This window comes from Pseudoroseomonas sp. WGS1072 (genome assembly GCF_049340465.1).
GTDB lineage: Bacteria > Pseudomonadota > Alphaproteobacteria > Acetobacterales > Acetobacteraceae > Pseudoroseomonas.
In genome coordinates, this window is record NZ_JBMPSU010000001.1 from 571911 (window position 1) to 594915 (window position 23005).

Below are 23005 nucleotides of genomic sequence, written 5' to 3' on the forward strand. Positions count from 1 at the left end.
CGCCCCGGAGGCCGGGCCGCCAGGGCGCCTTGCGTGCAGCGCCAGGGCTGCGCTAGGCCCTTGCCGATGCAAGGCCCCGTGCCCCCCTCCCCCCTGCCGGACGCACCCCTGCCGGATGCTCCCCGGCCGAACACGCAGGACGATCCGCGGCCCGGCCCCGGCACCCAGCCGGATCTGGCCGATGCGGTGCGGCAGCTGAAGCGCGCCTCCGTCCTCGTGGTGGGCGACGCCATGCTGGACCGCTACGTCTACGGCCATGTCCGCCGCATCAGCCCGGAGGCGCCCGTCCCCGTGCTGACGGTGGAGCGGGAGCTGGCCATGCCGGGCGGAGCGGGCAATGTGGTGCGCAACCTGACGGCGCTGGGCTCCGCCGTGGCCTTCCTCTCCGTCGTGGGGGACGACCAGGCGGGCAGCGACCTGACCGGGCTGATCGGCGGCCAGCCCGGCGTCGAGCCCTGGCTGCTGGTCCAGGGCGGGCGCATCACCACCACCAAGACCCGCTTCATCGCCGCCGGCCAGCAGATGCTGCGCGCCGACCAGGAGGTGGCGCGGCCGATCCATGAGCGGCTGGCCGAGCGGCTGATCCGCATCGCCACCGACACCGTGGCCGCCACCAGTGTCATGGTGCTCTCCGACTACCGCAAGGGCGTGCTCTCCGGCGGCACGACGGAGAAGCTGATCGCCGCCGCCAGGGCGGCCGGCCGGCGCGTCGTCGTGGACCCCAAGGGCGAGGATTTCTCCCGCTACGCGGGGGCCGATGTCATCACGCCGAACCGCGCCGAGCTGGCGCTCGCCACCCAGATGCCGGTGGACAGCGAGGCGGCCATCGTCGCCGCCGCCCGTGCCCTGCAGGCGCGCCACGGCTTCCACGCCGTGCTGGTGACGCGCAGCGAGGACGGCATGACCCTGCTTGAGGGGGAGGCGGTGCATCACCTGCCGGCCGAGGCCCCCGAGGTGCATGACGTCTCGGGCGCGGGGGATACGGTGGTCGCCGTGCTGGCGGCCGGCTTCGCCGCCGGCCTGCCGCTGCCGCTGGCGGCGCGCCTCGCCAATATCGCCGCCGGGCTCGTGGTGGGAAAGGTCGGCACCGCGGTGGCCCGGGAGGCCGATCTGCTGGAGGCCCTGACGCCCGAGCGCGGCGCGCTGCGCAAGGTGATGCGCCGCGCCGCCGCCGCCGAGCAGGTGGAGCGCTGGCGCCAGCGCGGCTGGCGCGTCGGCTTTACCAATGGCTGCTTCGACCTGCTGCATCCGGGACATGTGCATCTGCTGGAGCAGGCGCGCTCCTGGTGTGACCGTCTGGTGGTCGGGCTCAACGCCGATTCCAGCGTCAAGCGGCTGAAGGGCCCCTCCCGCCCGGTGCAGCCCGAGGCGGCGCGCGCCGCCGTGCTGGCCTCCCTCGCCACCGTCGACCTCGTCACCATCTTCGAGGAGGACACGCCGCTGGACCTGATCCGGCTGCTGCAGCCCGAGGTGCTGGTGAAGGGCGCCGACTATACCGTGGATCAGGTGGTGGGCGGTGAGTTGCTGCAGGACTGGGGCGGGGTGGTGAAGCTCGCCGAGTTGCTGCCGGGCAATTCCACCACCGCGACCGTGGCGCGGATGCGGGGCTGAGCGCCGGTGCGCTGGTCCCGCCTGTTCGAGACCCGCCGCTTCACCGAGCCCTCCGCCCGCGTCGCCGCCAACCGCAACGCCTTCCAGATCGACCAGGACCGCATCGTCTTCAGCCGCCCCTTCCGCCGGCTGCAGCAGAAGACCCAGGTCCATCCCCTGCCCTTCAACGCGCATGTCCGCAACCGCCTGCTGCACACGCTGGAGGTGGCCTCGGTCGGGCGCTCGCTCGGCTTCACCGTCGGCACCGACTGCGCCGCCGAGTTGGCCGGCAGCGGCCATACGCCGGACGACCTCGGCTATCTGGTGCAGGCGGTCTGCTTGGCGCATGACATCGGCAATCCGCCCTTCGGCCATGCCGGCGAGGAGGTGATCGCCGGCTTCATGGCCCAGTGGCTGCAGGGGCCAGGCGCCGCCGGTCTGGAGCTGGACGCGGATCTGCGTTTCTTCGACGGCAATGCCCAGGGCTTCCGCATCCTGACCCGGGCCGACGGCTACCGCGAGCGCGGCGGCCTGAAGCTGACGCTGGCCAGCCTCGGCGCCTTCCTGAAATACCCCTGGGACGCGACCGACCCGCGGGCCGAGCGGCGTGGCCGGCCCGGCGTGAAATTCAACCATTTCGCCACCGAGCGCGCCGCCTTCGGGGAGGTGCTGGCGGGCTGCGGGCTCGACGGGCCGCATCCGCGCCATCCCGCCGTCTGGCTGATGGAGGCGGCGGACGACATCACCTATGGCCTGGCCGATCTCGAGGACGCGGTCGAGCTCGATATGGTGCCCTATCGCGACTACGAGGCCTTGGTCGCTCCCCTCGCCCAGGCCGACCGCGCCCGGCTGGCGGGCGAGGACACCGAGGTGCAGAAGGTCGCCCTGCTGCGCTCCAAGGCCATCGGCCGGATGATCGGCGCCGTGGCGGTGGCCTTCGCCCGGCATCGCGAGCCCATCCTGGAAGGCCGGATGGCGCCCGGACAGTCGCTGATCGGCCTCTGCGCGCCGGACCTCCTGGAGCCCTTCGACGCCATCCGCCGCACCAACCGCGACACGCTCTACTTCCACCCGCGCAAGGCGGAGTTCGAGATCGGCGCGCGCGACGTGCTGGAGAAGACGCTCAGCGTCTTCCTGGAGGCCTGCCTCGCCTTCGTCCAGGCCGGGGGCGATGTCGAGCGCGTCTCCGGCCCGGCACGGCAGGCCCTGTCGCTGATGCGCGACTATCATCCGAAGCGGGATTACAGCCCGAGCGAGACCATCCGCTGCGCCGTCGATTTCGTCGCCGGCATGACGGACAACTACGCCGCCTATCTGGCCGCCCGGCTGCGCGGCCTGTAGCCGCACCGGCCGCCCGGCGCCGGCGCGGCGGCGCACGAAACGCGGGAGGAACGCATGGAACTGCTGAACCGGCATTGCGCCGTCGAGCGCCGGGGCGAGGTGGCCTGGCTGACCATCCATGAGGCCGGCCGGGCCAATATCCTGAGCACCGCGGTGATCCTGGCGCTGACCGAGGGGATCGGGCTGCTGGGCCGGGAGGCCGGGTTGCGCGCCATCGTGCTGACCGGATCGGGCGAGCGCAGCTTCATCGGCGGCGCCGACCTGCGCGAGATGGCGGCGCTGGACCCTGCCTCCGCCGAGGCCTTCATCACCCGCCTGGGCGGGCTTTGCGAGGCGGCGCGGCAATGCCCGCTGCCGGTGGTGGCGCGCATCCAGGGCTGGGCCCTGGGCGGCGGGCTGGAACTGGCCATGGCCTGCGATCTGCGCGTCGCGGCACCCGGGGCCCAGTTCGCCATGCCGGAGGTGAAGGTCGGCATTCCCTCCGTGATCCATGCGGCGCTGATGCCGCGGCTGATCGGCTGGGGCCGGGCGCGCTGGATGCTGATGACCGCCGCCACCATCGACGCCGCCACGGCGCTGGACTGGGGGCTGATCAACGCGGTGGCCGGGCCGGAAGGGCTGGACTCGGCCGTCGAGGCGGCGCTGGCGCCGATCCTGGAATGCGAGCCGCGCGCCATCGCGGCGCAGAAGGCCCTCCTGCGGCAATGGGAGGAGCTGCCGCTGACGGCCTCCGTCGCCGCCAGCGTGCCGGTCTTCGCCGAGGCCTTCACGACCGATGCCCCGGGCCGGGCGATGCGCGGCGCCCTGACGCGGAAGGGCTGAGGGCCGGAAGGGCGCCGGGCGCTTCAGAACCAGCGCCGGTCGCCGACGAAATCCACGGTCAGCCAGCGATGCGGCCCGTCGCTCCCCAGCGCCGTGCTGATCTCCTCCCGCACGGCGTCGAAGCCCTGGACACCGTCCAGCGGATGGCCGGGCGGCACCAGGATATGGGCCTCGACAAAGAGGCCGCGCCCGATCTTGGCGACATAGCTGGAATAGGCGGGGAAGCCGTGCCGCGCCGTCACCTCGTCCAGGATGGCGCGCACCCGGCGGTCGAGGGAGGTGGGCGTGACCAGCAGCACCTCCGACATCGCCTTGCGCACCGTGCGGACCGGCACGGGCAGCAGGCAGAGCGTCAGCACCGCCAGGGCCAGCGGATCGGCATAGGGCGTCAGATGCGCGTAGGGCCCCCGGCCCAGCAGCAGCCCGGCGAGAAAGGCCAGCAGCAGCGCCCCGGTGATCGTCCCCGCCATGATCCAGCCCTGCACGTCCAGCGCCACCAGATCCGAGCCGATGCGGCGGTTGGCGCGGCGGCCATAGGCGGCCATGGCGAAGCTCACCGCGGCGATGGCCGCGGCGTAGCCGACGGCCCAGCCGAAGGCGAGGTCGCGGCCGCCCTGCAGCAGGCTGCCCACCGCGTTGAGGAAGGCATAGGCGCAGGTCAGCATCAGCACGAAGCCGTTGAAGACGAGCACCATGGGCTCGATGTGCCAGAAGCCGTGCTGGAAGCGCCGGCTGTCGCCGCGCGCCAGCAGGCGGGCGACGAACAGCGCCAGCAGCGACATGGTGGCGTCGATCAGCGAGAAGACGCCGTCGAAGACGATGGAGAGCGAGCCGGACAGCAGGCCGAACAGCACGCCCGCCGCCGCCACGACGAGCGTGACGCCGAAGGAGCGGCGGAGCACCTTCTCCTCCGCCCTGGACTGGCCCTGCGGCATGTCCGCTGCCCCTGCTCCTGCCGGCTCAGCGCGGCGGCAGGTGGCGCCTGCCGTCCAGATAGGCCTTGCGCCACCGCGTGATGCGGATGGTCTCGAACAGGCCGGCCTGGGTGAAGGGGTCCTGCTGGATGAAGGCCTCCGCCTCGGCCCGGCTCTCGACATCGACGATGTAGAGGCCGCCGCCGGCATCGGCGCCGTCATCGGTCAGCTTGGCGCCGCAGGCCAGGAGCAGGGCGGCGTTGCGGTCCAGGAAATCGATGTGCACGGCTCGGGTGGACTGGCGCAGCGCCTGGCTGTCGGCCTTGTCCCAGGTTTCGATGAGATAGGGCATGGCGATTCCTCCTGATTGCCGGCCGGCCCATTCTGGCCCCTCCCCGCCCGGAGAGGAAAGCGTCCGGCAACCTCGGGAAGAAGGGGCGCGGACCGGGACCGGCACGCCCTGCCCGCGTGCCAATCGACAGAGCCTGTGGCGCCCCCTTCGGGCTCCCCAGGCCGGAAGCGCGCCTGAGGAGCGGCGCGCTTCATCCCGGTCCGCTTCCGGCGCTTCGCCTCCCCTGCAGGCGGAGCGCCGGATCCCGCAATGTCAGACAGAGAAGGCGGGGAGCCGGGGAGAGTAGTGCGGGATCCGGTTCCGCGGTGGGACGGTCGTGACCGCGTTCCACCTCATCTTCTGCAACTGCGAGTTATTCTCAATTAAACCGACCTGGCGGCCGGGTCAAGCCCTCCGGAGGGGCTGCCGGGGGCCGGGGGAACGAGGCCCCCCGGCCCCGCCGGTTCAGATCATCAGCTCGATCAGGAAGGGCGCGTCGCTGGAGAAGGACTGGCTCATCAGGTCCGCGCACTGCTCCAGCGAGGTGGCCCGCGCCGCCGCGACCCCCATGCCGCCGGCGAGCTTCAGCCAATCGAGATCGGGATTGCCAAGGTCGAGCATGCTCATCGCCGTCGGCCCGGGATTGGCGCCGACATTCTGATACTCGCCGATGAGGATCTGGTACTTGCGGTTGGAGAGGATGACCGTGGTCACCGGCAGCTTCTCGCGGGCCTGGGTCCAGAGCGACTGAAGCGTGTACATGGCCGAGCCATCGGCCTGCAGGTTGATCACCCGCCGCTGCCGCCCGGCGCCGATCGCGGCACCGGTGGCGAGCGGCATGCCGCAGCCGATGGCGCCGCCGGTGATCTGCAGCCAGTCATGCGCCGGCGCCGCGTGCGTCTCCTTGAAGAAGCCGCGTCCGAAGGAGACGCTCTCGTCGGCGATGATGGCGCCTTCCGGCATCACCGCCGCCAGCGTCCGCGCCAGCCCTTCCGGCGTCGGCGCGCCGCGGGCGATCTCCGGCCTCGGGCCGGGGTCGGGGATGGCCGCCTCGGCCGCGCCCAACTCCTCGACCAGCGCCCGGAGCGCCGCCAGCCCGTCCTGCTCGTAGCGCGCCAGGACATGCACCTCGGCGGTCTCGGGATAGTGCAGGCTGGGCTTTCCGGGATAGGCGAAGAAGCCGACCGGCGCCTTGGCGTTCACCAGGATCAGGTGCTCGACCCACTTCAGCGCCTCGATCGCCTGGTCGACCGGATAGGGCACGCGCTCCAGCGGCAGCCGGCCCCGCCCGCGCTCATGCCGGGCATTCGACATCTCGGCCATGACGCGCTGGCCGGTGGCCTGGGCGGCGCGCCAGGCGAAAGCCTGCGCCTCGCCGCGCAGGGCCGCGCCGCCCAGCAGGATCAGCACGTTCTTCTTCTCGCGCAGCACCCGCGCGGCGGTCTTCACCGCATGCGGGTCGGGCGCCGGGGCGGGCGGCACCGGCAGGGCGGCGGCGACTTCGCCGCCCTCGTTCCAGGCCGTGTCCGCCGGCAGGATCAGGGTCGCGATCTGCCCCGGCGAGGTCCGCGCGGCCTGCACCGCCACGGCGGCATCGGCACCGACGCGGCGGGCATCCATCGCGGTCCGCACCCAGCCGGAGACGCCGCGCGCCCAGCCCTCGGTGTCGGCGGTGAGCTGGGCATCCAGCGGGCGGTGATAGGTGGCCTGATCGCCGACGATGTTGACGATCCCGCTGCGGGCGCGACGGGCGTTGTGCAGGTTGGCCAGGCCGTTGGCGAGGCCGGGGCCGCAATGCAGCAGGGTGGCCGCCGGCTTCTGCGCCATGCGCCAGTAGCCGTCGGCCATGCCGGTGACGATGTTCTCCTGCAGCCCCAGCACGCAGCGCATGCCGGGGATCCGGTCGAGTGCCGCGACGAAGTGCATCTCGCTGGTGCCAGGATTGGCAAAACAGGTGTCCACCTCGCTCTTGAGCAGCGTGTGGACCAGGCTTTCAGCTCCGTTCACCGGCGTTCTCCCTTGCAGCCATCGGCGGTGGCCAGGGTGACGCCAAAGCGGCGGGCGGCCAAGCCCGACGCGATCGCATTCCGATACGGCGGCGCGAAAACCCGTGTCAGTCCAGCCAGGGCGGGACCGGCAGGCCCTTCTCGCGCAGGAAGGCGGGGTTGAAGAGCTTGGACTGATAGCGGGCGCCGCCGTCGCAGAGGATGGTCACCACCGTGTGGCCGGGCCCCAGCGCCTTCGCCACGCGCACCGCGGCCGCCACGTTCAGCCCGGCGCTGCCGCCGACCGAGAGCCCCTCCTCCACCAGCAGGGAGAAGACCTGCCGCAGCGCCTCGGCATCCGGGATGGTCTCGGCGCCATCGATCGGCGCGCCGTCCAGATTGCCGGGCACCCGCGCCGCCTGGCCGATTCCCTCCGTGATGGAGCTGCCCGCCGTCGCCTTGACCGTGCCATTCCTGACCCAGGGCGCCAGGGCGCTGCCCTCGGGATCGGCCAGCACGACGCGCACGCCGGAATGCCGCGCCTTCAGGGCCCGGGCGATGCCCGCCAGCGTCCCGCCGGTGCCGCAGGAGCAGGTGAAGGCGTCGATCCGCCCGCCGGTCTGGTCCCAGATCTCCGGCCCGGTGGTCGCCTCGTGCGCCCGCGCATTGGCCAGGTTGTCGAACTGGTTGGCCCAGACCGCGCCCAGCTCCTCGGCCAGCCGGCGGGAGACATGGACGTAGTTGCCCGGATCGGCATAGGGCCTGGCCGGCACCAGGCGGAGGTCGGCGCCGATCATGCGCAGGAAATCGAGCTTTTCCCGGCTCTGCGTCTCGGGCACGACGATGATGCTCTTCCAGCCGCGGGCATTGGCGGCGAGCGCCAGGCCGATGCCGGTATTGCCGGCCGTGCCCTCGACCACGGTGCCCGGCCGGCCCGGGGTCAGCAGGCCGCGTTCCACCGCATCCTGCAGGATGCCGAGCGCCGCCCGGTCCTTCACCGAGCCGCCGGGATTCATGAACTCGGCCTTGCCCAGGATCTCGCAGCCGGTCTCCTCCGAGGCCCGGCGAAGCCGGATCAGCGGCGTCCGGCCGACCGCGCCCCAGAAGCCTTCGACCGCCTGCGAGACCGGTGCCAGCATCATGCCTTCTCCACATCCACCCAACGCAGATACGGCCTCTCGGCCTCCCAGCCCTGCGGGAACCGCTCCCGGGCCTGCTCGTCCGGGATGGAGGGAACGATGATCGCCCGCTCGCCCGGCTGCCAGTTCACCGGAGTCGCGACCTTGTGGCGATCCGTCAACTGGAGACTGTCGATCACCCGCAGCACTTCCTGGAAGTTCCGCCCGGTCGAGGGTGGATAGGCCAGGGTCAGGCGTACCTTCTTCGCCGGATCGATGACGAAGACGGTGCGGACCGTGACGGCCGCGTCCGCCTCGGGATGGATCATGCCATAGAGGTGGGACACCGCACGGTCCGCGTCGGAGATCAGCGGGAAGTTGACGGCCGCGCCCTGCGTGTCGGCGATATCCGCGTTCCAGCCGGCGTGATTGTCCAGGGTATCCACCGAGAGGCCGATCACCTTGACGCCGCGCCGGTCGAATTCCGGCTTCAGCCGGGCGGCCTCGCCCAGCTCGGTGGTGCAGACCGGCGTGAAATCACGGGGGTGGCTGAACAGCACCACCCAGGACTCCTCCGCCCAGTCATGAAAGCGGATCGGCCCCTCCGACGTCTCGGCGCTGAAATCGGGGGCCGTCTGGCCCAGCTGAAGGGTCATGCCGCGATCTCCCTGGCGTTCAGGAAGGAAATCACGACTCGCGCGGAACATCAATTCTGAAATACGTACCGAGGACGGGGATATCAGATGATCCCCGAAATTCCGCGATCTCAATTCGTCAATTGACGGTCTAGTTGCCCGGCTCCGGATGCCGGAGAAGCCAGAGGCGCTCATGCGCCGCGACCAGGCTCTCCATGTTCTTGCGGCGGTTGGTGTCCGGGGAGTTCGGCCGCCGGGTCACCATCTTCTCCAGGATCCGCAGCAGCTCCTCGGCAACCTCGTAGTCGCTCTGGTCGCAGGCCTGGTGGAAGGCGATCAGGATCTTGTCCGACAACCGACGCGTGTGACGCGGAGCCGGCTGGACCTTGGCTGGCTCCTGAACGCCCTGCCCTTCTGACCAATCTTCCGCCATGCTGCCTAGCCTCCTTGCTTTCGCAGGCGTGCCGCGCGCGCCACGGGCTCACGCAAGCTTCGCATCAAGGACATGTACGCGACAAAGCCCCGGCTGCACAGGGTGGTGATCACGATCGCGTTGCCCTTTAAAGATGTAAGGCCCAACTGTGTCTATAGTGTCGCGAGCTGCGCCTGAACGGCCTTGGCGATGTCTTCCGGCGTCGATTGCGGGCGCAGCAGCATGCGCACGCGCCCATCCTTGCCGATCAGGTAGATGAAGGAGGAATGGTCGACGAGGTACTCGGTCATCTCGGGGCGCTTGACCTTGGCGTAGAAGACCCGGAACCGGCGTGCCACCTCGGCGACCTGCTCCGGCGTCCCGGTCAGCCCGACCATGCGCGGATGGAAGTTGGTCACGTAGGCCTTGAGCTGCTCGGGCGTATCCCGCTCGGGATCGACGCTGAACAGGACCGGCGTGACCCGCTCGGCCTGGGCCGCGGGCAGCAGGTCCAGGGCGCTGGCGATGGCGCCAAGCTCGGTCGGGCAGACGTCGGGGCAGTAGGTGAAGCCGAAGTAGCCCACCATCAGCGCGCCGCCCAGTTCGGCCTGGGTGACGCTGCGCCCCTCCTGGTCGGTCAGGCGGAAGGGGCCGCCCAGCACCATGCCCTCGGGGAGCTGCACGCCCCCCACGGAGGGCACCGCCGCCTCCTGCCCCATCAGCCCGGCGACCTGGCGCATGAAGGCATCGCCGAGCGGCTCGCCCGGCTGGCGGTTGAAGGCCGCGGCGCCCCAGAGCGCGCCGAGGCCCAGGATCAGGAAGAGCACGAGGATGCGGATCAGCCTTTGCATCCCGCCTGCTTAGCCGATCCGGCGCCGGAAGCGGAGGGGGACCGATTGTCCCACCCGCCCCCCGGCCGGCGGACGGATCAGGGCAGCAGCTGCCCTTCCGGCTGCTTGTCGGCGAAGACACCGTCGGCGAAGGCCTCCTCCCAGCTGCCCTGGGTGCTGGCCTTGGAATACTCGGTGGCGCGCCCCTCGAAGAAGTTCATGTGCTCGACGGCATTCAGGATCTCGTCCAGCCAGGGCAGCGGGTTCTTCTCGATCCCGTAATGGGGGTCGAGGCCGAGCTGCTGCAGGCGGCGGTCGGCGATGAAGCGGATATAGAGCTTCACATCCTCCGCCGTCATGCCCTGCACGCCGCCCAGCTCAAAGGCGAGGTCGATGAAGGCGTCCTCGTGCTCGACGATCGTGGTGCAGATCTCCAGCAGCTCCCGCTTCAGCTGCGGCGTCCAGATCTCCGGGTTCTCCTGCACGAAGGTGCGGAACAGCCGGATGACGGAGAGGCAATGCAGCGTTTCGTCGCGCACCGACCAGGAGACGATCTGTCCCATGCCCTTCATCTTGTTGAAGCGCGGGAAGTTCATCAGGATGGCGAAGGAGGCGAAGAGCTGCAGCCCCTCGGTGAAGGCGCCGAAGGCGGCCAGCGTCTTGGCGATCTCGGTCTTGTTCTCGACCGAGAAGGACTGCATGTAGTCGTACTTGTCCTTCATCTCCTTGTACTTCAGGAAGGCCGTGTACTCGATTTCCGGCATCCCGATGGTGTCGAGGAGATGCGAATACGCCGCGATATGGATGGTCTCGATGTTGGAGAAGGCCGAGAGCATCATCAGCACTTCCGTCGGCTTGAACACCTGGGAATAGTGCTTCATGTAGCAGTTGTTCACCTCGACATCGGCCTGGGTGAAGAAGCGGAAGATCTGCGTCAGAAGGTTCCGCTCGGCCTCGGTCAGGTTCTTCTGCCAGTCCTTCACGTCATCGGCCATCGGAACCTCTTCCGGCAGCCAGTGGACGCGCTGCTGCGTCATCCAGGCATCATAGGCCCAAGGATAGCGGAAGGGCTTGTAGACCGGGTTGGCGGTCAGCAGGTCCAACCTCTCGGGGGCGGCATCGGTGGTCGCGGACATGGCATGTCTCCGGCGTCTGGACGCGAGGCGCCCGGCCGACCCGGATCACGGGCCGGCGGCGCCATCGCTGGTCAGGAAAAGGCTTGGTCGGGGGTGGAAGGCCAGACCCGTCTCACTGACAGGCGAGGCATTCCTCGTAATTCGTGCCGTTGCCGCCCGCCTCCGCGGCCACGGCGCGCACCGGCGCCACACCGGGAAGCGGCGCGCTCGGCAACACGGCCTCCAGGCTGTTGGCCGCGGCGAAGCCAAGCGCGGGCTGGGCCGAGACCTTCTCGCTGATGGTGTCGGCGCGCTGGATCGACAGCGAGCGGCAGTAGTAGAGCGACTTCACACCCTTCTTCCAGGCCTGGAAGTGGATCTGGTGCAGGTCGCGCTTGTGCACATCGGCCGGCAGGAAGAGGTTCACCGACTGGCTCTGGCAGATGAACGGCGTGCGGTCGGCGGCATGTTCCACCACCCAGCGCTGGTCCAGCTCGAAGGCGGTCTTGAAGACGGCCTTCTCCTGCTCGTCCAAGAAATCCAGGTGCTGCACGCTGCCCTTCGTGACGGTGATGTTGGTCCAGGTCTCGTCATCGTCGCGGCCGTGCTTCTGAAGCAGCTTCTTCAGATACGGGTTGCGCACGATGAAGCTGCCGGACAGAGTCTTGTGGTTGTAGACATTGGCCGCGATCGGCTCGATGCCCGGGCTGGCGCCACCGCAGATGATGCTGATCGACGCCGTCGGCGCGATCGCCATCTTGTTCGAGAAACGCTCCATGAAACCGTATTCGGCGGCATCCGGGCAGGGCCCGCGCTCCTCGGCGAGCTGCCGGCTGGCGACATCGGCCTGCTCGCGGATGTGCCGGAACATCCGCTTGTTCCACACCTTCGCGATAACGCTTTCGAACGGCACGTTCTGCGCCTGCAGGAAGGAGTGGAAGCCCATCACGCCAAGGCCCACCGAGCGCTCGCGCATGGCGCTGTACTTGGCGCGCGCCATGCTGTCGGGGGCGTTGTCGATGAAGCTCTGCAGCACGTTGTCCAGGAAGCGCATCACGTCGGGGATGAAGCGCGGCTCATCCTTCCACTGGAACCAGGTCTCGAGGTTCAGCGAGGAGAGGCAGCACACCGCGGTGCGCTCCTGGCCATGCTGGTCGCGCCCGGTGGGCAGGGTGATCTCGGAGCACAGGTTGGAGGTCTTGACCTCCAGGCCGGCGAGCTTCTGGTGCTCCGGCTGCGCACGGTTCACGTGGTCGGAATAGATGATGTAGGGCTCGCCCTGCTCGATGCGGGCCATCAGGATGCGGATCCACAGCCCGCGCGCCGGGATCTTGCGAATGACGGCGCCGTCCTTGGGCGAGGTCAGCGCCCATTCCTCATCCGCCTCGACGGCGCGCATGAAGGCATCCGGGATCAGGATGCCGTGGTGCAGGTTCAGCGCCTTGCGGTTCGGATCGCCGCCGGTCGGGCGGCGCATGTCGATGAATTCCTCGATCTCGGGGTGCGAGACCGGCAGATAGACCGCCGCCGAGCCGCGCCGCAGCGAGCCCTGGCTGATCGCCAGCGTCAGGCTGTCCATCACGCGGATGAAGGGGATGATGCCGCTGGTCTTGCCGTTCTGCCCGACCTTCTCGCCGATCGAACGCAGGTTGCCCCAGTAGGAACCGATGCCGCCACCCTTGGAGGCCAGCCAGACATTCTCGTTCCACAGGTCGACAATGCCGTTCAGGCTGTCATTCGCCTCGTTCAGGAAGCAGGAGATGGGCAGGCCGCGCGTCGTGCCGCCATTCGACAGCACCGGCGTCGCCGGCATGAACCAGAGCTGCGAGATGTAATCGTAGATGCGCTGCGCATGTGCCGCGTCGTCGCCATAGGCGCTGGCCACGCGCGCGAAAAGATCCTGATAGGATTCGCCCGGCATCAGGTACCGGTCGTCCAGCGTCGCCTTGCCGAAATCGGTCAGCAGTGCATCCCGCGACCGGTCCACATGCACCTGGCCATGCCCCGCGAGCTGAATGTCATCGGCAAGCTGAATGGCATCGAACACGGCGAGAATCCCTGATGGGTTGTAGTGTGGTGAGGCGCAGGTTTGCACCGCGTCGCCCGGAGCTTCAACCCATATCTGGTGGGTCGGATGCAGGACATCCCCCCACAATTTGCTTGCCTGGCGTTTCGCCCACAGCACCCACCGCGCCGCGACTCACGGAAAAATCTGGCAAAGCCAGGGTTATCCACCGCCACCTTCCCAGGCGCCGCGAACACATTCTCACGTAAAAAATTTCTTTCAGCCTGCCGCCGGTCCGGCCGTGGCCTCCTCCGCCTCGACCAGCCGGCTCGGCCGCAATTCCCCTTCCCGCTCCAGCACGGGATAGGCCGCCGCCGCGACCACGTGGCTGTTCACCAGCTTGAGATCGCGCAGCAGGTCGAGATGCAGGCCGCCGCTGTCCAGGCTCTCCAGCCGCCCGGCGCGCAGCCGTTCGAAATGCCGCGCGGTGGCCTGTGCCTCGACGTCGCGGAAGGCGGCCTTCTCGGCGGCGAGCAGCCGCGCCGCGCGGGCATCCTCCGTCATCAGCAGCGAGGCCGCGATCCGCAGATTGCCGATCACCCGATCGATCAGCCCGAGAAGCTCGTCCCTCCCCTCGGCGGACAGCATCAGGCCGCGTTTGCGGAGCTTGTCGGCATGCGGCAGCAAGCCGCCCTGCACCACGTCCCCGGCCTGCTCCAGATGCATGGCGAAAAGCAGGATCTCCTGCACCCGCCGCTGGTCCGCCTCGCTCAGCTCCTCGGTGTCGAGCCCCGCGAGATAGGTCTTGAGCTCCCGGTTCAGCCGGTCCAGCGCATCCTCCGCCTGACGCGACACGGCCGCCGGCCGGGCGCCGGGCGTCGCCAGCACCCCCCGCGCGTCGCGCAGCATCGCCTCGACCAGGTCCGCCAGCCGCAGCGCCTCCCGCGCCGCGCCGCCCAGCGCCACCACCGGCACCTCCCGCGCGGCGGGATCGAGATAGAGCGGGCGGGCGGGATCGGCGGGGTTCTCCCGGCGTGGCAGAAGGCGCCGCAGCAGCGCCGCGTAGGGTGTCAGCAGGGGCAGGAAAAGCGCCGCCAGCACCAGGTTGAACAGGCTGTGGAACTGCGCCACCGCCCGGCCGGCATCGCCGGACCCGCCGCCCAGCAGCGCTGCCGCCGGCCCCAGCAGCGGCATGGCGATGGCCAGCCCCACCAGGCGGTTGAGCAGGTTGCCCAGCGGCAGGCGCCTCCCGGCCGGGTCCCCGCCGCCGCCCTCCAGCAGCGGGTTCAGGGCGCTGCCGAGATTGGCCCCGATCACCATGGCCAGCGCCGCCTCCAGCGACACGACGCCATGCTCGGCCAGGGACATGATCAGCAGCACGGTGGCCACACTGGAATGCAGGGCCCAGCTCATCAGTGCCGCCACGAGGACATCCAGCAGCGGCACGGCGGCGATCAGGCCGAGCAGGGCCCGCAGCTGAGGCGTGGCTTCGTAGGGGCCCATCAGCGCCACGAGCTGGTGCAGCGCCATCAGCATCAGCCCGAGGCCGATCACCGCCCGCCCGAGGTCATGCGGCAGCGGCGCCTCCCGCCGGAACAGGATGAAGCCCAGCAGGATGAGGGCCGGCGCCACCATCGCCATGTCGAAGGACAGGAGCTGGACGATCAGCGTGGTGCCCAGATTGGCGCCCAGCATGACCGCCAGCGCCGGCACCAGCCCCACAACCCCGCCGGCCGCGAAGCCCGCGACCATCAGGCCGGTCGCCGTGCTGCTCTGCAACAGGGCGGTGACGCCGAGACCCGCCAGGAAAGCCCTGAGCCGGTTGCTCAGGGCGTGGCCCAGCAGCCCCCGCAACCGGGCGCCAAAGGCACGCTGCACCCCGGTCTGCACCATGCGGGTGCCCCAGAGCAGGAGAGCCACCGTCCCCGACAGGCTGATCAGCACGACGATCAGGCTCATCTCCCGTCATCCTCCTGTCATCAGGGAAGCACGCGGCAGGACAGGGCGCAAAGCGGAGAGGGGGGTGGCGCCGGCCGGGCCGCTGGCGGATAAGGCCTGCCTTCCGGGGGCACCCAGGCCCACTGGCCCCTACCCCCTGGCCCCCACCCCCTGGCCCCCACCCCCTGGCCCAGCCCACGCGAAGGATCCGCATGACCGACACCGCCCTGCCCCTGCTCATCACCCATAGCGGCGGCTTCCACTGCGACGAGGCCTTCGCCTATGTGGTGCTGCAGCAGGCGCTCGGCCTGCACCGGCCGGGCGGCGACCATCGCCTGCTGCGCACGCGGGACGCGGCGGCCATCGCCCAGGGCGACTACGTCTGGGATGTCGGGACGGTCTTCGATCCCGCCGCCCGCCGCTTCGACCACCACCAGCGCGGCGCCCCGGTGCGGCCGGACGGCACGCCCTTCAGCTCGGCCGGCCTGGTCTGGCAGCAGTACGGCGAGGCGGCGGTGGCGGCCCTCCTGCGCGCCGGCGGCGGAGAGGAGGGCCTGGCCCCGGCCATCGCCGCCGAGCTGGACCGCAGCCTGGTGCGCCGGATCGACGAGATCGACAATGGGGTGGCCGGCAGCCGCGAGCCGCTCGACCTCGCCTCCCTGGTGGGTGACTGCAACCTGCCCTGGGACGTTCCCGCCGAGGGCCGCCAGGCGGCGGAGGATGCCGCCTTCCTGGATGCCGTCGCCCTGGTGGAGCAGGTGCTGCGCCGCCGCGTCGCCGTGCTGCGCGCCCGGCTGGCGGCCGACGCCCTGGTGGCGGCGGCGCATGCCGCCTCGGCCGATCCGCGCATCCTGGAGCTGGATCGCGGCATGCCCTGGAAGGGCGCCGTCTTCGCCCATGACCTGCCGGTGCTCTTCGCCGTCTACCCGGTGCCGAACGGCAACTGGATGGTCGATGCCATGCCCCCCGAGCCCGGCTCCTTCGCCCAGCGCCTGCCGCTGCCGCAGGACTGGGCCGGGCTGCAGGACGCCGCCCTGGCCGCGGCCTCCGGCGTGCCGGACGCCGTCTTCGTGCATCTGCGCCGCTTCGTCGGCGCCGCCCGCTCGCGCGCGGGCGCGGTGGAGATGGCACGGCGCACCATCGCCCGGCACGGGGCGGGCTGAGACCGCCCCACCCGCCCGGGCGCCGGCGCCCCGGCATGCCGCTTGCAGCGTGGCCACTTGCGACATGGCGGCTTCCGGGCAGCATGTGACGGCAGAACCGAGGAGAGAACGGCAGATGGCATCCTTCGATTGCGTGGTCCGCAACGGCACGGTGGTCACGGCGAGCGACACGGTCGCCTGTGATATAGGCATTGTCGATGGCGTCGTGGTCGCGCTGGGCCGCGACCTGCCGGCCGGCCGGCGCGAGATCGACGCCTCCGGCCGGCTGGTCCTGCCGGGTGGCGTGGACACGCACACGCATATCGAGGAGCCCGCGAAAGGCCCGGCCCGCAACGCCGACAGTTTCGACACCGCCTCCGCCTCGGCCGCCGCCGGCGGCACGACGACGGTGATCTGCTTCGCGCGGCAGCCGCGCGGCGGCACGCTGGCGGACAAGGTCGCCGCCTACCACGAGCTCGCGAAGGCCTCGCGCGTCGACTACTCCTTCCACCTGATCCTGACCGACCCGACGCCGGAGCTGCTGGAGCGGGAGCTGCCGCCGCTGGTCGAGGCGGGGCACCGCTCGCTCAAGATCTTCCTCACCTACGAGGGCGCGAAGGTGACGGATGCGGAGGCGCTGCGCGTCCTCGCCGCCGCGCGCCGCCTCGGCGCGCTGGTCTGCGTGCACGCCGAGCACAACGACCTGATCGAGTTCTACCGCGACGCGCTGCTCGCCGCCGGGCTGACCGCGCCGAAGTACCATGGCTGGGTCAAGCCCATGGTGGTGGAGCGCGAGTGCACCCACCGCATCATCGCCATGGCCGAGGCGCTGGACACGCCGATCCAGGTCTTTCACGTCTCCGGCGCGGAATCGGCCGAGGAGGTGGCGCGCGGCCAGGCGCGCGGGCTGAAGGTCTGGGCCGAGACATGCCCGCAATACCTGACGCTGACGACAGCGGACATGGACCGCCCGGGCTTCGAGGGCGCGAAGTTCATCTTCAGCCCCGCCGCGCGGACGACGGCGGACCAGGAGGCGCTCTGGGCCGCGATCCGCGCCGGCGTGATCGGCAATGTCTCCTCCGACCACGCGCCCAGCCGCTACGAGGGGCCGGACGGCAAGAAGGCCCATGGCGAGGACGCGCCCTTCACCAAGGTGCCGAACGGCCTGCCCGGCCTGGCGACCCGGCTGCCGGTGCTGTTCTCCGAAGGGGTCTCGAAGGGGCGGATCGACCTGCAGACCTTCGTCGCCATCACCGCCACCAATCCGGCCAAGCTCTTCGGCCTGCATCCGCGCAAGGGCACCATCGCCGTCGGCGCGGATGCCGATCTGACGATCTGGGACCCCGAGAAGGAGGTCACCATCACCAACAGCCTGCTGCATCACGGCAGCGACTACACGCCCTATGAAGGCATGGCGGTGAAGGGCTGGCCGGTGACGACCCTGGTGCGCGGCACCGTCGTCTGTGACGGGGGCGAGATCGCCACCGCGCCGGGCGGCGGCCGCTTCCTCGCCCGCGACCCCTATCCGCTGATCGCGCCGCGCGGCGTCTTCCCCGGGCCGTTCAACCCGGTCGATGGCGTGCCGGCCTGAACGGGAAGGCGACCTGCCCCGCCGGCGGATGGCACCGCTACAGCGCCGCCATCCGCCGCAGCCCGACCAGCCGGTCGCAGAACAGCAGCATCAGCACCGTCAGCCCGATCAGCAAGACCGAAACCGCCGCGAGTGTCGGATCGGGCGACACCTCGAGCTGGTTCAGCAACTGGATGGGCAGGGTCTTGGTGCGGACATCCACCAGGAACATCGAGATCGGGTAGTTGTCGAAGGAGGCGAAGAAGGCGAAGAGCGCCCCGCTGAGGAAGCCCGGCAGGATGGCCGGCACCAGCACGCGCCAGAGGGCGATCGGATAGGAGCAGCCGAGCGTCCGCGCCGCGTCGACCAGCGTGAAGTCGAAGAGCGAGAGGCTTGCCAGCACGGTGCGCATGACGAAGGGCATGGTGATGACCACATGCGCCAGGAGCAGCGACCACCAGGCATCCCGCAGGCCGATCTCGCGCGCCGCCTGCAACAGGGCGATGCCGAGCACGAGGCCCGGCAGCATCAGCGGCGAGATCATGAAGGTCGCCACCGCCTGCCCCCAGGGCACCTGCCCGCGCACCAGCGCCACGGCGCAGAGCGTGCCGAGGACGAGGGAGATAACGGTCGAGAGGGCGGCGATGCTGGCCGAGAGCCAGAGCGCCCCGAGCAGCGCGTCGATCTCCAGGACCCGCGCGTACCAGCGGAAGGAGAAGCCGGTCGGCGGGAAGCGGAACACCGCGGTGTCGGTGAAGGAGACCGGGATCACCACCAGGATCGGCAGCAGCAGGAAGAGGATGGCCAGCGCCAGCATGGCGGCGCAGAAGCCGCGTCCCATCCGTTCGATCATCCGTCCCTCCTCATCGCCGGGCCAGGCGGCGCTGCAGCAGCGCGGCGCCCACCACCACCGCCACCGCCACCGCCAGCAGCACGGCGGCCATGGCCGCGCCCAGCTGCCAGTCGCGCAGGTTCAGGAAGGCCTTGGCCATGACCATCGACATCGTCATGTAGCGCTCGCCGATCAGCAGCTGCGGCGTCACATAGGCCGCCACCGCGAGCGAGAAGACCAGCGTCGCGCCGGCGACCAGGCCCGGCAGGCTGAGCGGCAGGATCACGTGCAGGAAGCGGAAGACCGGCCCGGCGCCGAGCGTCGCCGCGGCCTCCGGCAGCCGGCTGTCCATCATCCGCACGCCGGAATAGACCGGCAGCAGCATGAACGGCAGGAAGACGTTGATCATGCCGATGTAGAGCGTCTCCTCGGTGAAGAGCAGGCGCAGCGGCCGCTCGATCCATCCCGCCGAGAGCAGCGCCCAGTTCACGATGCCGTCGCGCCGCAGCATGATGGCCCAGCCGAAGGACTTGACGATGACGCTGACGGTCATCGGCAGGAAGACCAGGGCGAAGAGCGCCACCTGCCAGTAGCCGCGCGCCCGCGCCAGGGCGAAGGCGGCGGGATAGCCGATCAGCGCGGCGCCGAGCGTCGTCGCGAGCCCCAGCCAGAGCGAGCGTCCGATCACCCGGAGGTAATAGGGATCGCCCAGCAGCCGGGCATAGCCGTCAAGGCTGAAGCCCGCCTCCGAACGCAATGAGGTGATGAGCAGCAGCAGCACCGGCAGCGCGAAGACCGTGACCATGAAGGCCACGGCCGGCAGCGCCAGCAGGGCCAGCGGGTCGATCGCCGGCCGCGCGGCGGGTGCGGCGGCCGGTGCCAGGACCGTCGGCGCGGTGGTGCTCATGGCGCGGGAAAGACCATGACCTCGGCCTCCGGGAAGGCCAGCCGCACCGGGCGGCCGGGTGCTAGGCCCTCCGGCAGGCGGGCCAGCTCGACCATGCCGCGATCCGGCCCGCCCGCCGGCAGATCCAGGTGCAGCTGCACGCGGGAGCCGAGGAAGCTGACATCGGCGATGCGCGCCGCCAGCCCCTCCTCCGCCGCCGGGTCCAGCAGGATCGCCTCCGGCCGGATGGCCGCCACCACCGGCGAGCCAGGCAGGTAGCTGCCCCGGGCGCGCAGCCGGCCCAGCGCCGTCTCCACCACCAGCCCGCCGCCCCGGCTCTCCGCCACCCGTCCGGCAAGGCGCGTGGAGCGACCGACGAAGTCCAGGACATAGAGCGTGGCCGGCTGCCGGTAGAGCGTCACCGGATCGGCCAGCTGCTCGATGCGGCCGGCGTTCATCACCGCGATGCGGTCGCTGACGACCAGCGCCTCCTCCTGGTCATGGGTGACGAAGATGGCGGTGATGCCGACCTCGCGCAGCAGCCCCTTGAGCTCGACCTGCATCGTGTCGCGCAGCTTGCGGTCCAGCGCCGAGAAGGGCTCGTCCAGCAGCAGCAGCGAGGGGCGCACCACCAGCGCGCGCGCCACCGCGACGCGCTGCTGCTGGCCGCCCGAGAGCGCCGTCACCGGCTTGCCGGCATGCTCGCCCATGCGGACCAGCGCCAGCGCCTCCTCGACGCGCGCCGCCTGCTCGCGGCGCGGCACGCCCTGGGCACGCAGGCCGAAGGCCAGGTTCTCCGCCACGGTCAGATGCGGGAACAGCGCGTAGTTCTGGAACACCACGCCGATGTTGCGCCGGTGCGCCGGGAGGCGGGTGATCTCGGCGCCGCCCACCACGATGCTGCCGCGGTCGGGGCGCATCAGCCCGGCGATCAGGCGCAGCAGCGTGGTCTTGCCACAGCCCGAGGGCCCGAGCAGCGAGACGAACTCGCCCCGCGCGACGGTGAGCGAGAGGTCGTCCAGTACGCTGGCCGCGCCGAAGCGCTTGCCGAGACCCGCGACGCGGAGATGGTCGGGCGCGGTGAGGCCGCCCGGCGCGGCGGCGCCGGGCCTCGTGCCGATCAGCATCAGCCGCCCGAGATCTCGCGCTCGAAGCGCTCGATCCAGCGGTTGCGGTTGTCGGCGAAGTACTCCCAGTCCAGCACCGCCAGCTCCGGCAGGTCGAGCCCGGCCGGCTTCACCGTCTTGGTGTTGGTCGGGTTGGAGTAGAAGGTCTTGGCGATCAGCGCCTGGGTCTCGGGGTCCAGCAGCTCGTTGATGAAGGTCATCCCCAGCTCGGGGTTCGGGCCATTGGCGACCAGCGCGGCGCCGGCCGGCATGGCGACCATCCCCTCCTTCGGCTGCGCCTGGTCGACCGGCGCGCCCTGGGCCTTGCGGAACAGCACCGTGCGCGTGTCGGGGCTGAGAAAGAAGTCGATCTCGCCGGTTTCCAAGAGCTGTTGCGCCTGCGGCGCGTTGCTCGTCACCTGCAGCACGTTGGGCTTCAGTTCCTTCAGCTTCTCGAACCCCGCATCCGCCTCCTTCAGGCATTCGGCGAGCGGCTTGCCGGTGGCCAGATGCGCCGCCGCCAGGAGCGGCACCACCGCCTGGGTGATGCGCATGGAGATCAGGATGATCTTGTCGCGGTGCCTGCTGTCCCAGGCCTCGGCGTAGGAGGCCGGGCCGGGCCTCACGCTGTCCGTGTTGTAGGCAATCGAGGAGGCAGGCTGGCACCAGTTCACCCACATCGCGTCGCGCGGCTTCGCGTCCGCCCGCACATCCGCGAGGTTGGGGATATTGGCACCCTTCAGCGGGGCGATCACCTTCTCCCGCTCGGCGAGGATGAGGACCGGATCGTCCATCATCGTCACCGTCATGGTCGGGCGCGCCTTGTTGGCGCGGATCTTCTCCAGGTTGATGAGGGAGTTGCTGCCCTCGAACAGGATCTTGAAGCCGTGCTTGCGCTCGATCAGCGGGAACAGCATGTCGGTCAGGCCAGGCGAGGCGGGGCCGCCGACGAAGATCTCCCGCGGCTGCGCGCGCACGACGGAGGGGGCCGCCAGGCCGAGCGCCATACCGGAGGATGCGGCCAGGACATGGCGGCGGGTGAAGCGGGGCATCGGCAAGCCTCCTGTTCGGCGAAAGGACACGCCGGGACCGGAAGCAAGATCCATGCCCGCATCGGCGGCGCCTTGCCCGATTGACAGCGGCTGCCGCTTCCTCGACCCTCGTCCCCGCTCAGGAGCGGACAGCGGCCGGGACAAGGCAGGAGCACTCGCTCTTTTCGCAGGAGGAAAACGCGTGAACGACACAGCCATGGACGTGGCGCCGGCGCCGGCCGACACCTGGCCGGACGAATTGTTCGAACTGCTCAGGACCCACAAGGTCCGCCAGGTCGCCTATGTCCCGGATGCCGGACACTCACGCCTGATCCGCCGCTGCCAGGCCGATCCCGCGATCCGGGCCGTCTCGCTGACCACCGAGGAAGAAGGCATCGCGCTGATGCTCGGCGCCTGGCTCGGCGGCGAGAGGAGCGTGCTGCTGATGCAGAGCTCGGGCGTCGGCAACTGCGTCAACATGCTGTCGCTCGGCATCCTGCACCGCACGCCCATGCCGATGCTGGTGACGATGCGCGGCGATTTCGGCGAGTTCAACCCGGCGCAGATGCCCATGGGCCAGGCCACGCAGGCCGTGCTGGAGGCCATGGGGACGCTGGTGTGCCGCGCCGACCACGCCGCCGACATCGCGCCCACCGCGGATGCCACGCTGCGCATGGCCTTCAACACCTTCCGCCCCACGGCGACGCTGATCGGCCAGCGCGTGCTGGGCGCCAAGACCTTCGGCAAGGAGTGACGCCATGAGCGAGACCGCATCCTCCGGCACGCTGCGCCGGCGCGAGGTCGTCCCGGCGCTGCTGGCCGACCGGGGCGAATTGCTGGTGGTGGCCGGGCTCGGCGCGCCGGCCTGGGACATCACCGCGGCGGGCGACCACCCGCGCAACCTGCCGCTCTGGGGCGGCATGGGCGGGGCGGCGATGATCGGCCTCGGCCTGGCCCTGGCGCAGCCGAAGGTGCCGGTGCTGGTGATCACCGGCGACGGCGAGATGCTGATGAGCCTCGGCGCCCTGGCCACCATCGCCGTGGCCCGCCCCGCCAATCTCTCCGTGGTCGTGCTGGACAACGAGCACTACGGCGAGACCGGCATGCAGCCGACCCATACCGGCGCCGGCGTGGACCTGGCGGGGATCGCCCGCGCCGCCGGCTTCCCGCAGGCCAGCCGGGTCGAGGCGATGGACGATATCGCGGCCCTGCGCGACGCGGTCCACCGCTGCGACGGCCCGCTCTTCGCCCAGGTGAAGATCAACGCGGAAGCGCTTCCGCTGGTGCTGCCGCCCCGCGAAGGCGCCCTGCTGCAGGCGCGGATGCGGGAATCCCTGCTCGGGCCGGAAGCGCACCTGGCCTGACGCCGCCCGGCCACGGTCCCGGCCGGGACCGTGGCCGG

At 70.5% G+C, this 23005-nt stretch carries 21 protein-coding genes; 7 read left to right on the forward strand and 14 right to left on the reverse strand.

The features are described 5' to 3' along the window. Positions 1–66: 66 nt before the first annotated feature. Genes rfaE1 through ACF3NH_RS02810 form a run of 3 tightly spaced genes read left to right on the forward strand, consistent with a single transcriptional unit; the run spans position 67 to position 3753 of the window. Positions 67–1611 carry a D-glycero-beta-D-manno-heptose-7-phosphate kinase gene (gene rfaE1 / locus ACF3NH_RS02800; RefSeq protein WP_198365890.1) on the forward strand — a complete coding sequence of 515 codons (1545 nt, stop codon included), beginning with the start codon at positions 67–69 and terminating at the stop codon, positions 1609–1611. 6 nt (positions 1612–1617) lie between these two features. Beyond that, positions 1618–2931 carry a dGTP triphosphohydrolase gene (gene dgt / locus ACF3NH_RS02805; protein ID WP_198365889.1) on the forward strand — a complete coding sequence of 438 codons (1314 nt, stop codon included), beginning with the start codon at positions 1618–1620 and terminating at the stop codon, positions 2929–2931. Between the two features lie 54 nt (positions 2932–2985). Next, positions 2986–3753 (forward strand): enoyl-CoA hydratase, encoded by a 768-nt coding sequence (locus tag ACF3NH_RS02810; protein WP_422921781.1) that lies wholly within the window; start codon positions 2986–2988, stop codon positions 3751–3753. A gap of 23 nt (positions 3754–3776) precedes the next feature. Here ACF3NH_RS02810 and ACF3NH_RS02815 read toward each other — a convergent pair whose 3' ends face one another. The 10 genes from ACF3NH_RS02815 to ACF3NH_RS02860 form a co-directional block, all read right to left on the reverse strand. Next, on the reverse strand, positions 3777–4688 hold the full coding sequence (locus ACF3NH_RS02815; protein WP_422921782.1) for a cation diffusion facilitator family transporter: 912 nt from the start codon (positions 4686–4688) through the stop codon (positions 3777–3779). A gap of 25 nt (positions 4689–4713) precedes the next feature. Next, on the reverse strand, positions 4714–5019 hold the full coding sequence (locus ACF3NH_RS02820) for a YciI family protein (protein ID WP_198365877.1): 306 nt from the start codon (positions 5017–5019) through the stop codon (positions 4714–4716). A 444-nt stretch (positions 5020–5463) separates the two neighbouring features. Continuing rightward, positions 5464–7005: an acetolactate synthase large subunit gene (locus ACF3NH_RS02825; RefSeq protein WP_198365876.1), complete on the reverse strand. Its 1542-nt coding sequence runs from the start codon at positions 7003–7005 to the stop codon at positions 5464–5466. Positions 7006–7111: 106 nt separating this feature from the next. Then, a complete protein-coding gene (locus ACF3NH_RS02830; protein WP_198365875.1) occupies positions 7112–8125 on the reverse strand; it encodes a cysteine synthase A in 1014 nt (337 codons plus the stop codon). Further along, entirely contained in the window at positions 8122–8757 is a 636-nt protein-coding gene (locus ACF3NH_RS02835) for a peroxiredoxin (protein WP_198365873.1), read from the reverse strand. The genes ACF3NH_RS02830 and ACF3NH_RS02835 overlap by 4 nt, the downstream gene beginning before the upstream one ends. A 130-nt stretch (positions 8758–8887) precedes the next feature. Continuing rightward, positions 8888–9169 (reverse strand): hypothetical protein, encoded by a 282-nt coding sequence (locus ACF3NH_RS02840; RefSeq protein ID WP_198365871.1) that lies wholly within the window; start codon positions 9167–9169, stop codon positions 8888–8890. Positions 9170–9321: 152 nt separating this feature from the next. Next, positions 9322–9999 (reverse strand): SCO family protein, encoded by a 678-nt coding sequence (locus tag ACF3NH_RS02845; protein ID WP_198365870.1) that lies wholly within the window; start codon positions 9997–9999, stop codon positions 9322–9324. A 77-nt stretch (positions 10000–10076) separates the two neighbouring features. Then, positions 10077–11114, reverse strand: coding sequence for a ribonucleotide-diphosphate reductase subunit beta (locus ACF3NH_RS02850; RefSeq protein ID WP_198365868.1), 1038 nt, complete (start codon positions 11112–11114; stop codon positions 10077–10079). A 112-nt stretch (positions 11115–11226) separates the two neighbouring features. Further along, on the reverse strand, positions 11227–13140 hold the full coding sequence (locus ACF3NH_RS02855; protein WP_422921783.1) for a ribonucleoside-diphosphate reductase subunit alpha: 1914 nt from the start codon (positions 13138–13140) through the stop codon (positions 11227–11229). A 237-nt stretch (positions 13141–13377) separates the two neighbouring features. Beyond that, positions 13378–15057 (reverse strand): Na/Pi cotransporter family protein, encoded by a 1680-nt coding sequence (locus ACF3NH_RS02860; protein WP_422921784.1) that lies wholly within the window; start codon positions 15055–15057, stop codon positions 13378–13380. Positions 15058–15248: 191 nt separating this feature from the next. Here ACF3NH_RS02860 and ACF3NH_RS02865 point away from each other — a divergent pair, with 191 nt between their 5' ends. Both ACF3NH_RS02865 and hydA read left to right on the forward strand, forming a co-directional pair. Further along, positions 15249–16199 carry an MYG1 family protein gene (locus ACF3NH_RS02865; RefSeq protein WP_422921785.1) on the forward strand — a complete coding sequence of 317 codons (951 nt, stop codon included), beginning with the start codon at positions 15249–15251 and terminating at the stop codon, positions 16197–16199. A gap of 115 nt (positions 16200–16314) precedes the next feature. After that, positions 16315–17769, forward strand: a complete 1455-nt coding sequence (gene hydA / locus ACF3NH_RS02870) for a dihydropyrimidinase (RefSeq protein WP_422921786.1) — start codon at positions 16315–16317, stop codon at positions 17767–17769. A 37-nt stretch (positions 17770–17806) separates the two neighbouring features. Here the strand turns inward: hydA and ACF3NH_RS02875 are convergent, their stop codons facing one another. Genes ACF3NH_RS02875 through ACF3NH_RS02890 form a run of 4 tightly spaced genes read right to left on the reverse strand, consistent with a single transcriptional unit; the run spans position 17807 to position 21624 of the window. Next, positions 17807–18601, reverse strand: a complete 795-nt coding sequence (locus tag ACF3NH_RS02875; protein WP_198365857.1) for an ABC transporter permease — start codon at positions 18599–18601, stop codon at positions 17807–17809. A 10-nt stretch (positions 18602–18611) separates the two neighbouring features. Further along, complete coding sequence (locus ACF3NH_RS02880) at positions 18612–19487, reverse strand: ABC transporter permease (protein WP_198365856.1); 876 nt, start codon at positions 19485–19487, stop codon at positions 18612–18614. Beyond that, positions 19484–20593: an ABC transporter ATP-binding protein gene (locus ACF3NH_RS02885; RefSeq protein ID WP_422921787.1), complete on the reverse strand. Its 1110-nt coding sequence runs from the start codon at positions 20591–20593 to the stop codon at positions 19484–19486. Before ACF3NH_RS02885 ends, ACF3NH_RS02880 begins: the two co-directional genes overlap by 4 nt. Continuing rightward, the gene (locus tag ACF3NH_RS02890; protein ID WP_422921788.1) at positions 20593–21624 is read right to left on the reverse strand and encodes an extracellular solute-binding protein; all 1032 of its coding nucleotides are present in this window, start codon (positions 21622–21624) and stop codon (positions 20593–20595) included. The genes ACF3NH_RS02885 and ACF3NH_RS02890 overlap by 1 nt, the downstream gene beginning before the upstream one ends. A gap of 181 nt (positions 21625–21805) precedes the next feature. Here ACF3NH_RS02890 and ACF3NH_RS02895 point away from each other — a divergent pair, with 181 nt between their 5' ends. Together ACF3NH_RS02895 and ACF3NH_RS02900 are read left to right on the forward strand one after the other, a co-directional pair. Continuing rightward, entirely contained in the window at positions 21806–22357 is a 552-nt protein-coding gene (locus ACF3NH_RS02895) for a phosphonopyruvate decarboxylase (protein ID WP_422921789.1), read from the forward strand. Between the two features lie 4 nt (positions 22358–22361). Next, positions 22362–22967, forward strand: coding sequence for a thiamine pyrophosphate-dependent enzyme (locus ACF3NH_RS02900; protein ID WP_198365850.1), 606 nt, complete (start codon positions 22362–22364; stop codon positions 22965–22967). Positions 22968–23005: the final 38 nt, after the last annotated feature.

What these genes read in the sequence shown, in the direction of transcription:
- rfaE1 (WP_198365890.1), top strand. Translation starts at nt 67, where the DNA reads ATGCAAGGCCCCGTGCCCCCCTCCCCCCTGCCGGACGCACCCCTGCCG.
- ACF3NH_RS02810 (WP_422921781.1), top strand. Translation starts at nt 2,986, where the DNA reads ATGGAACTGCTGAACCGGCATTGCGCCGTCGAGCGCCGGGGCGAGGTG.
- ACF3NH_RS02815 (WP_422921782.1), bottom strand. Translation starts at nt 4,688, where the DNA reads ATGCCGCAGGGCCAGTCCAGGGCGGAGGAGAAGGTGCTCCGCCGCTCC.
- ACF3NH_RS02820 (WP_198365877.1), bottom strand. Translation starts at nt 5,019, where the DNA reads ATGCCCTATCTCATCGAAACCTGGGACAAGGCCGACAGCCAGGCGCTG.
- ACF3NH_RS02830 (WP_198365875.1), bottom strand. Translation starts at nt 8,125, where the DNA reads ATGATGCTGGCACCGGTCTCGCAGGCGGTCGAAGGCTTCTGGGGCGCG.
- ACF3NH_RS02835 (WP_198365873.1), bottom strand. Translation starts at nt 8,757, where the DNA reads ATGACCCTTCAGCTGGGCCAGACGGCCCCCGATTTCAGCGCCGAGACG.
- ACF3NH_RS02840 (WP_198365871.1), bottom strand. Translation starts at nt 9,169, where the DNA reads ATGGCGGAAGATTGGTCAGAAGGGCAGGGCGTTCAGGAGCCAGCCAAG.
- ACF3NH_RS02845 (WP_198365870.1), bottom strand. Translation starts at nt 9,999, where the DNA reads ATGCAAAGGCTGATCCGCATCCTCGTGCTCTTCCTGATCCTGGGCCTC.
- ACF3NH_RS02850 (WP_198365868.1), bottom strand. Translation starts at nt 11,114, where the DNA reads ATGTCCGCGACCACCGATGCCGCCCCCGAGAGGTTGGACCTGCTGACC.
- ACF3NH_RS02860 (WP_422921784.1), bottom strand. Translation starts at nt 15,057, where the DNA reads ATGAGCCTGATCGTCGTGCTGATCAGCCTGTCGGGGACGGTGGCTCTC.
- ACF3NH_RS02865 (WP_422921785.1), top strand. Translation starts at nt 15,249, where the DNA reads ATGACCGACACCGCCCTGCCCCTGCTCATCACCCATAGCGGCGGCTTC.
- hydA (WP_422921786.1), top strand. Translation starts at nt 16,315, where the DNA reads ATGGCATCCTTCGATTGCGTGGTCCGCAACGGCACGGTGGTCACGGCG.
- ACF3NH_RS02875 (WP_198365857.1), bottom strand. Translation starts at nt 18,601, where the DNA reads ATGATCGAACGGATGGGACGCGGCTTCTGCGCCGCCATGCTGGCGCTG.
- ACF3NH_RS02880 (WP_198365856.1), bottom strand. Translation starts at nt 19,487, where the DNA reads ATGAGCACCACCGCGCCGACGGTCCTGGCACCGGCCGCCGCACCCGCC.
- ACF3NH_RS02885 (WP_422921787.1), bottom strand. Translation starts at nt 20,593, where the DNA reads ATGCTGATCGGCACGAGGCCCGGCGCCGCCGCGCCGGGCGGCCTCACC.
- ACF3NH_RS02890 (WP_422921788.1), bottom strand. Translation starts at nt 21,624, where the DNA reads ATGCCCCGCTTCACCCGCCGCCATGTCCTGGCCGCATCCTCCGGTATG.
- ACF3NH_RS02900 (WP_198365850.1), top strand. Translation starts at nt 22,362, where the DNA reads ATGAGCGAGACCGCATCCTCCGGCACGCTGCGCCGGCGCGAGGTCGTC.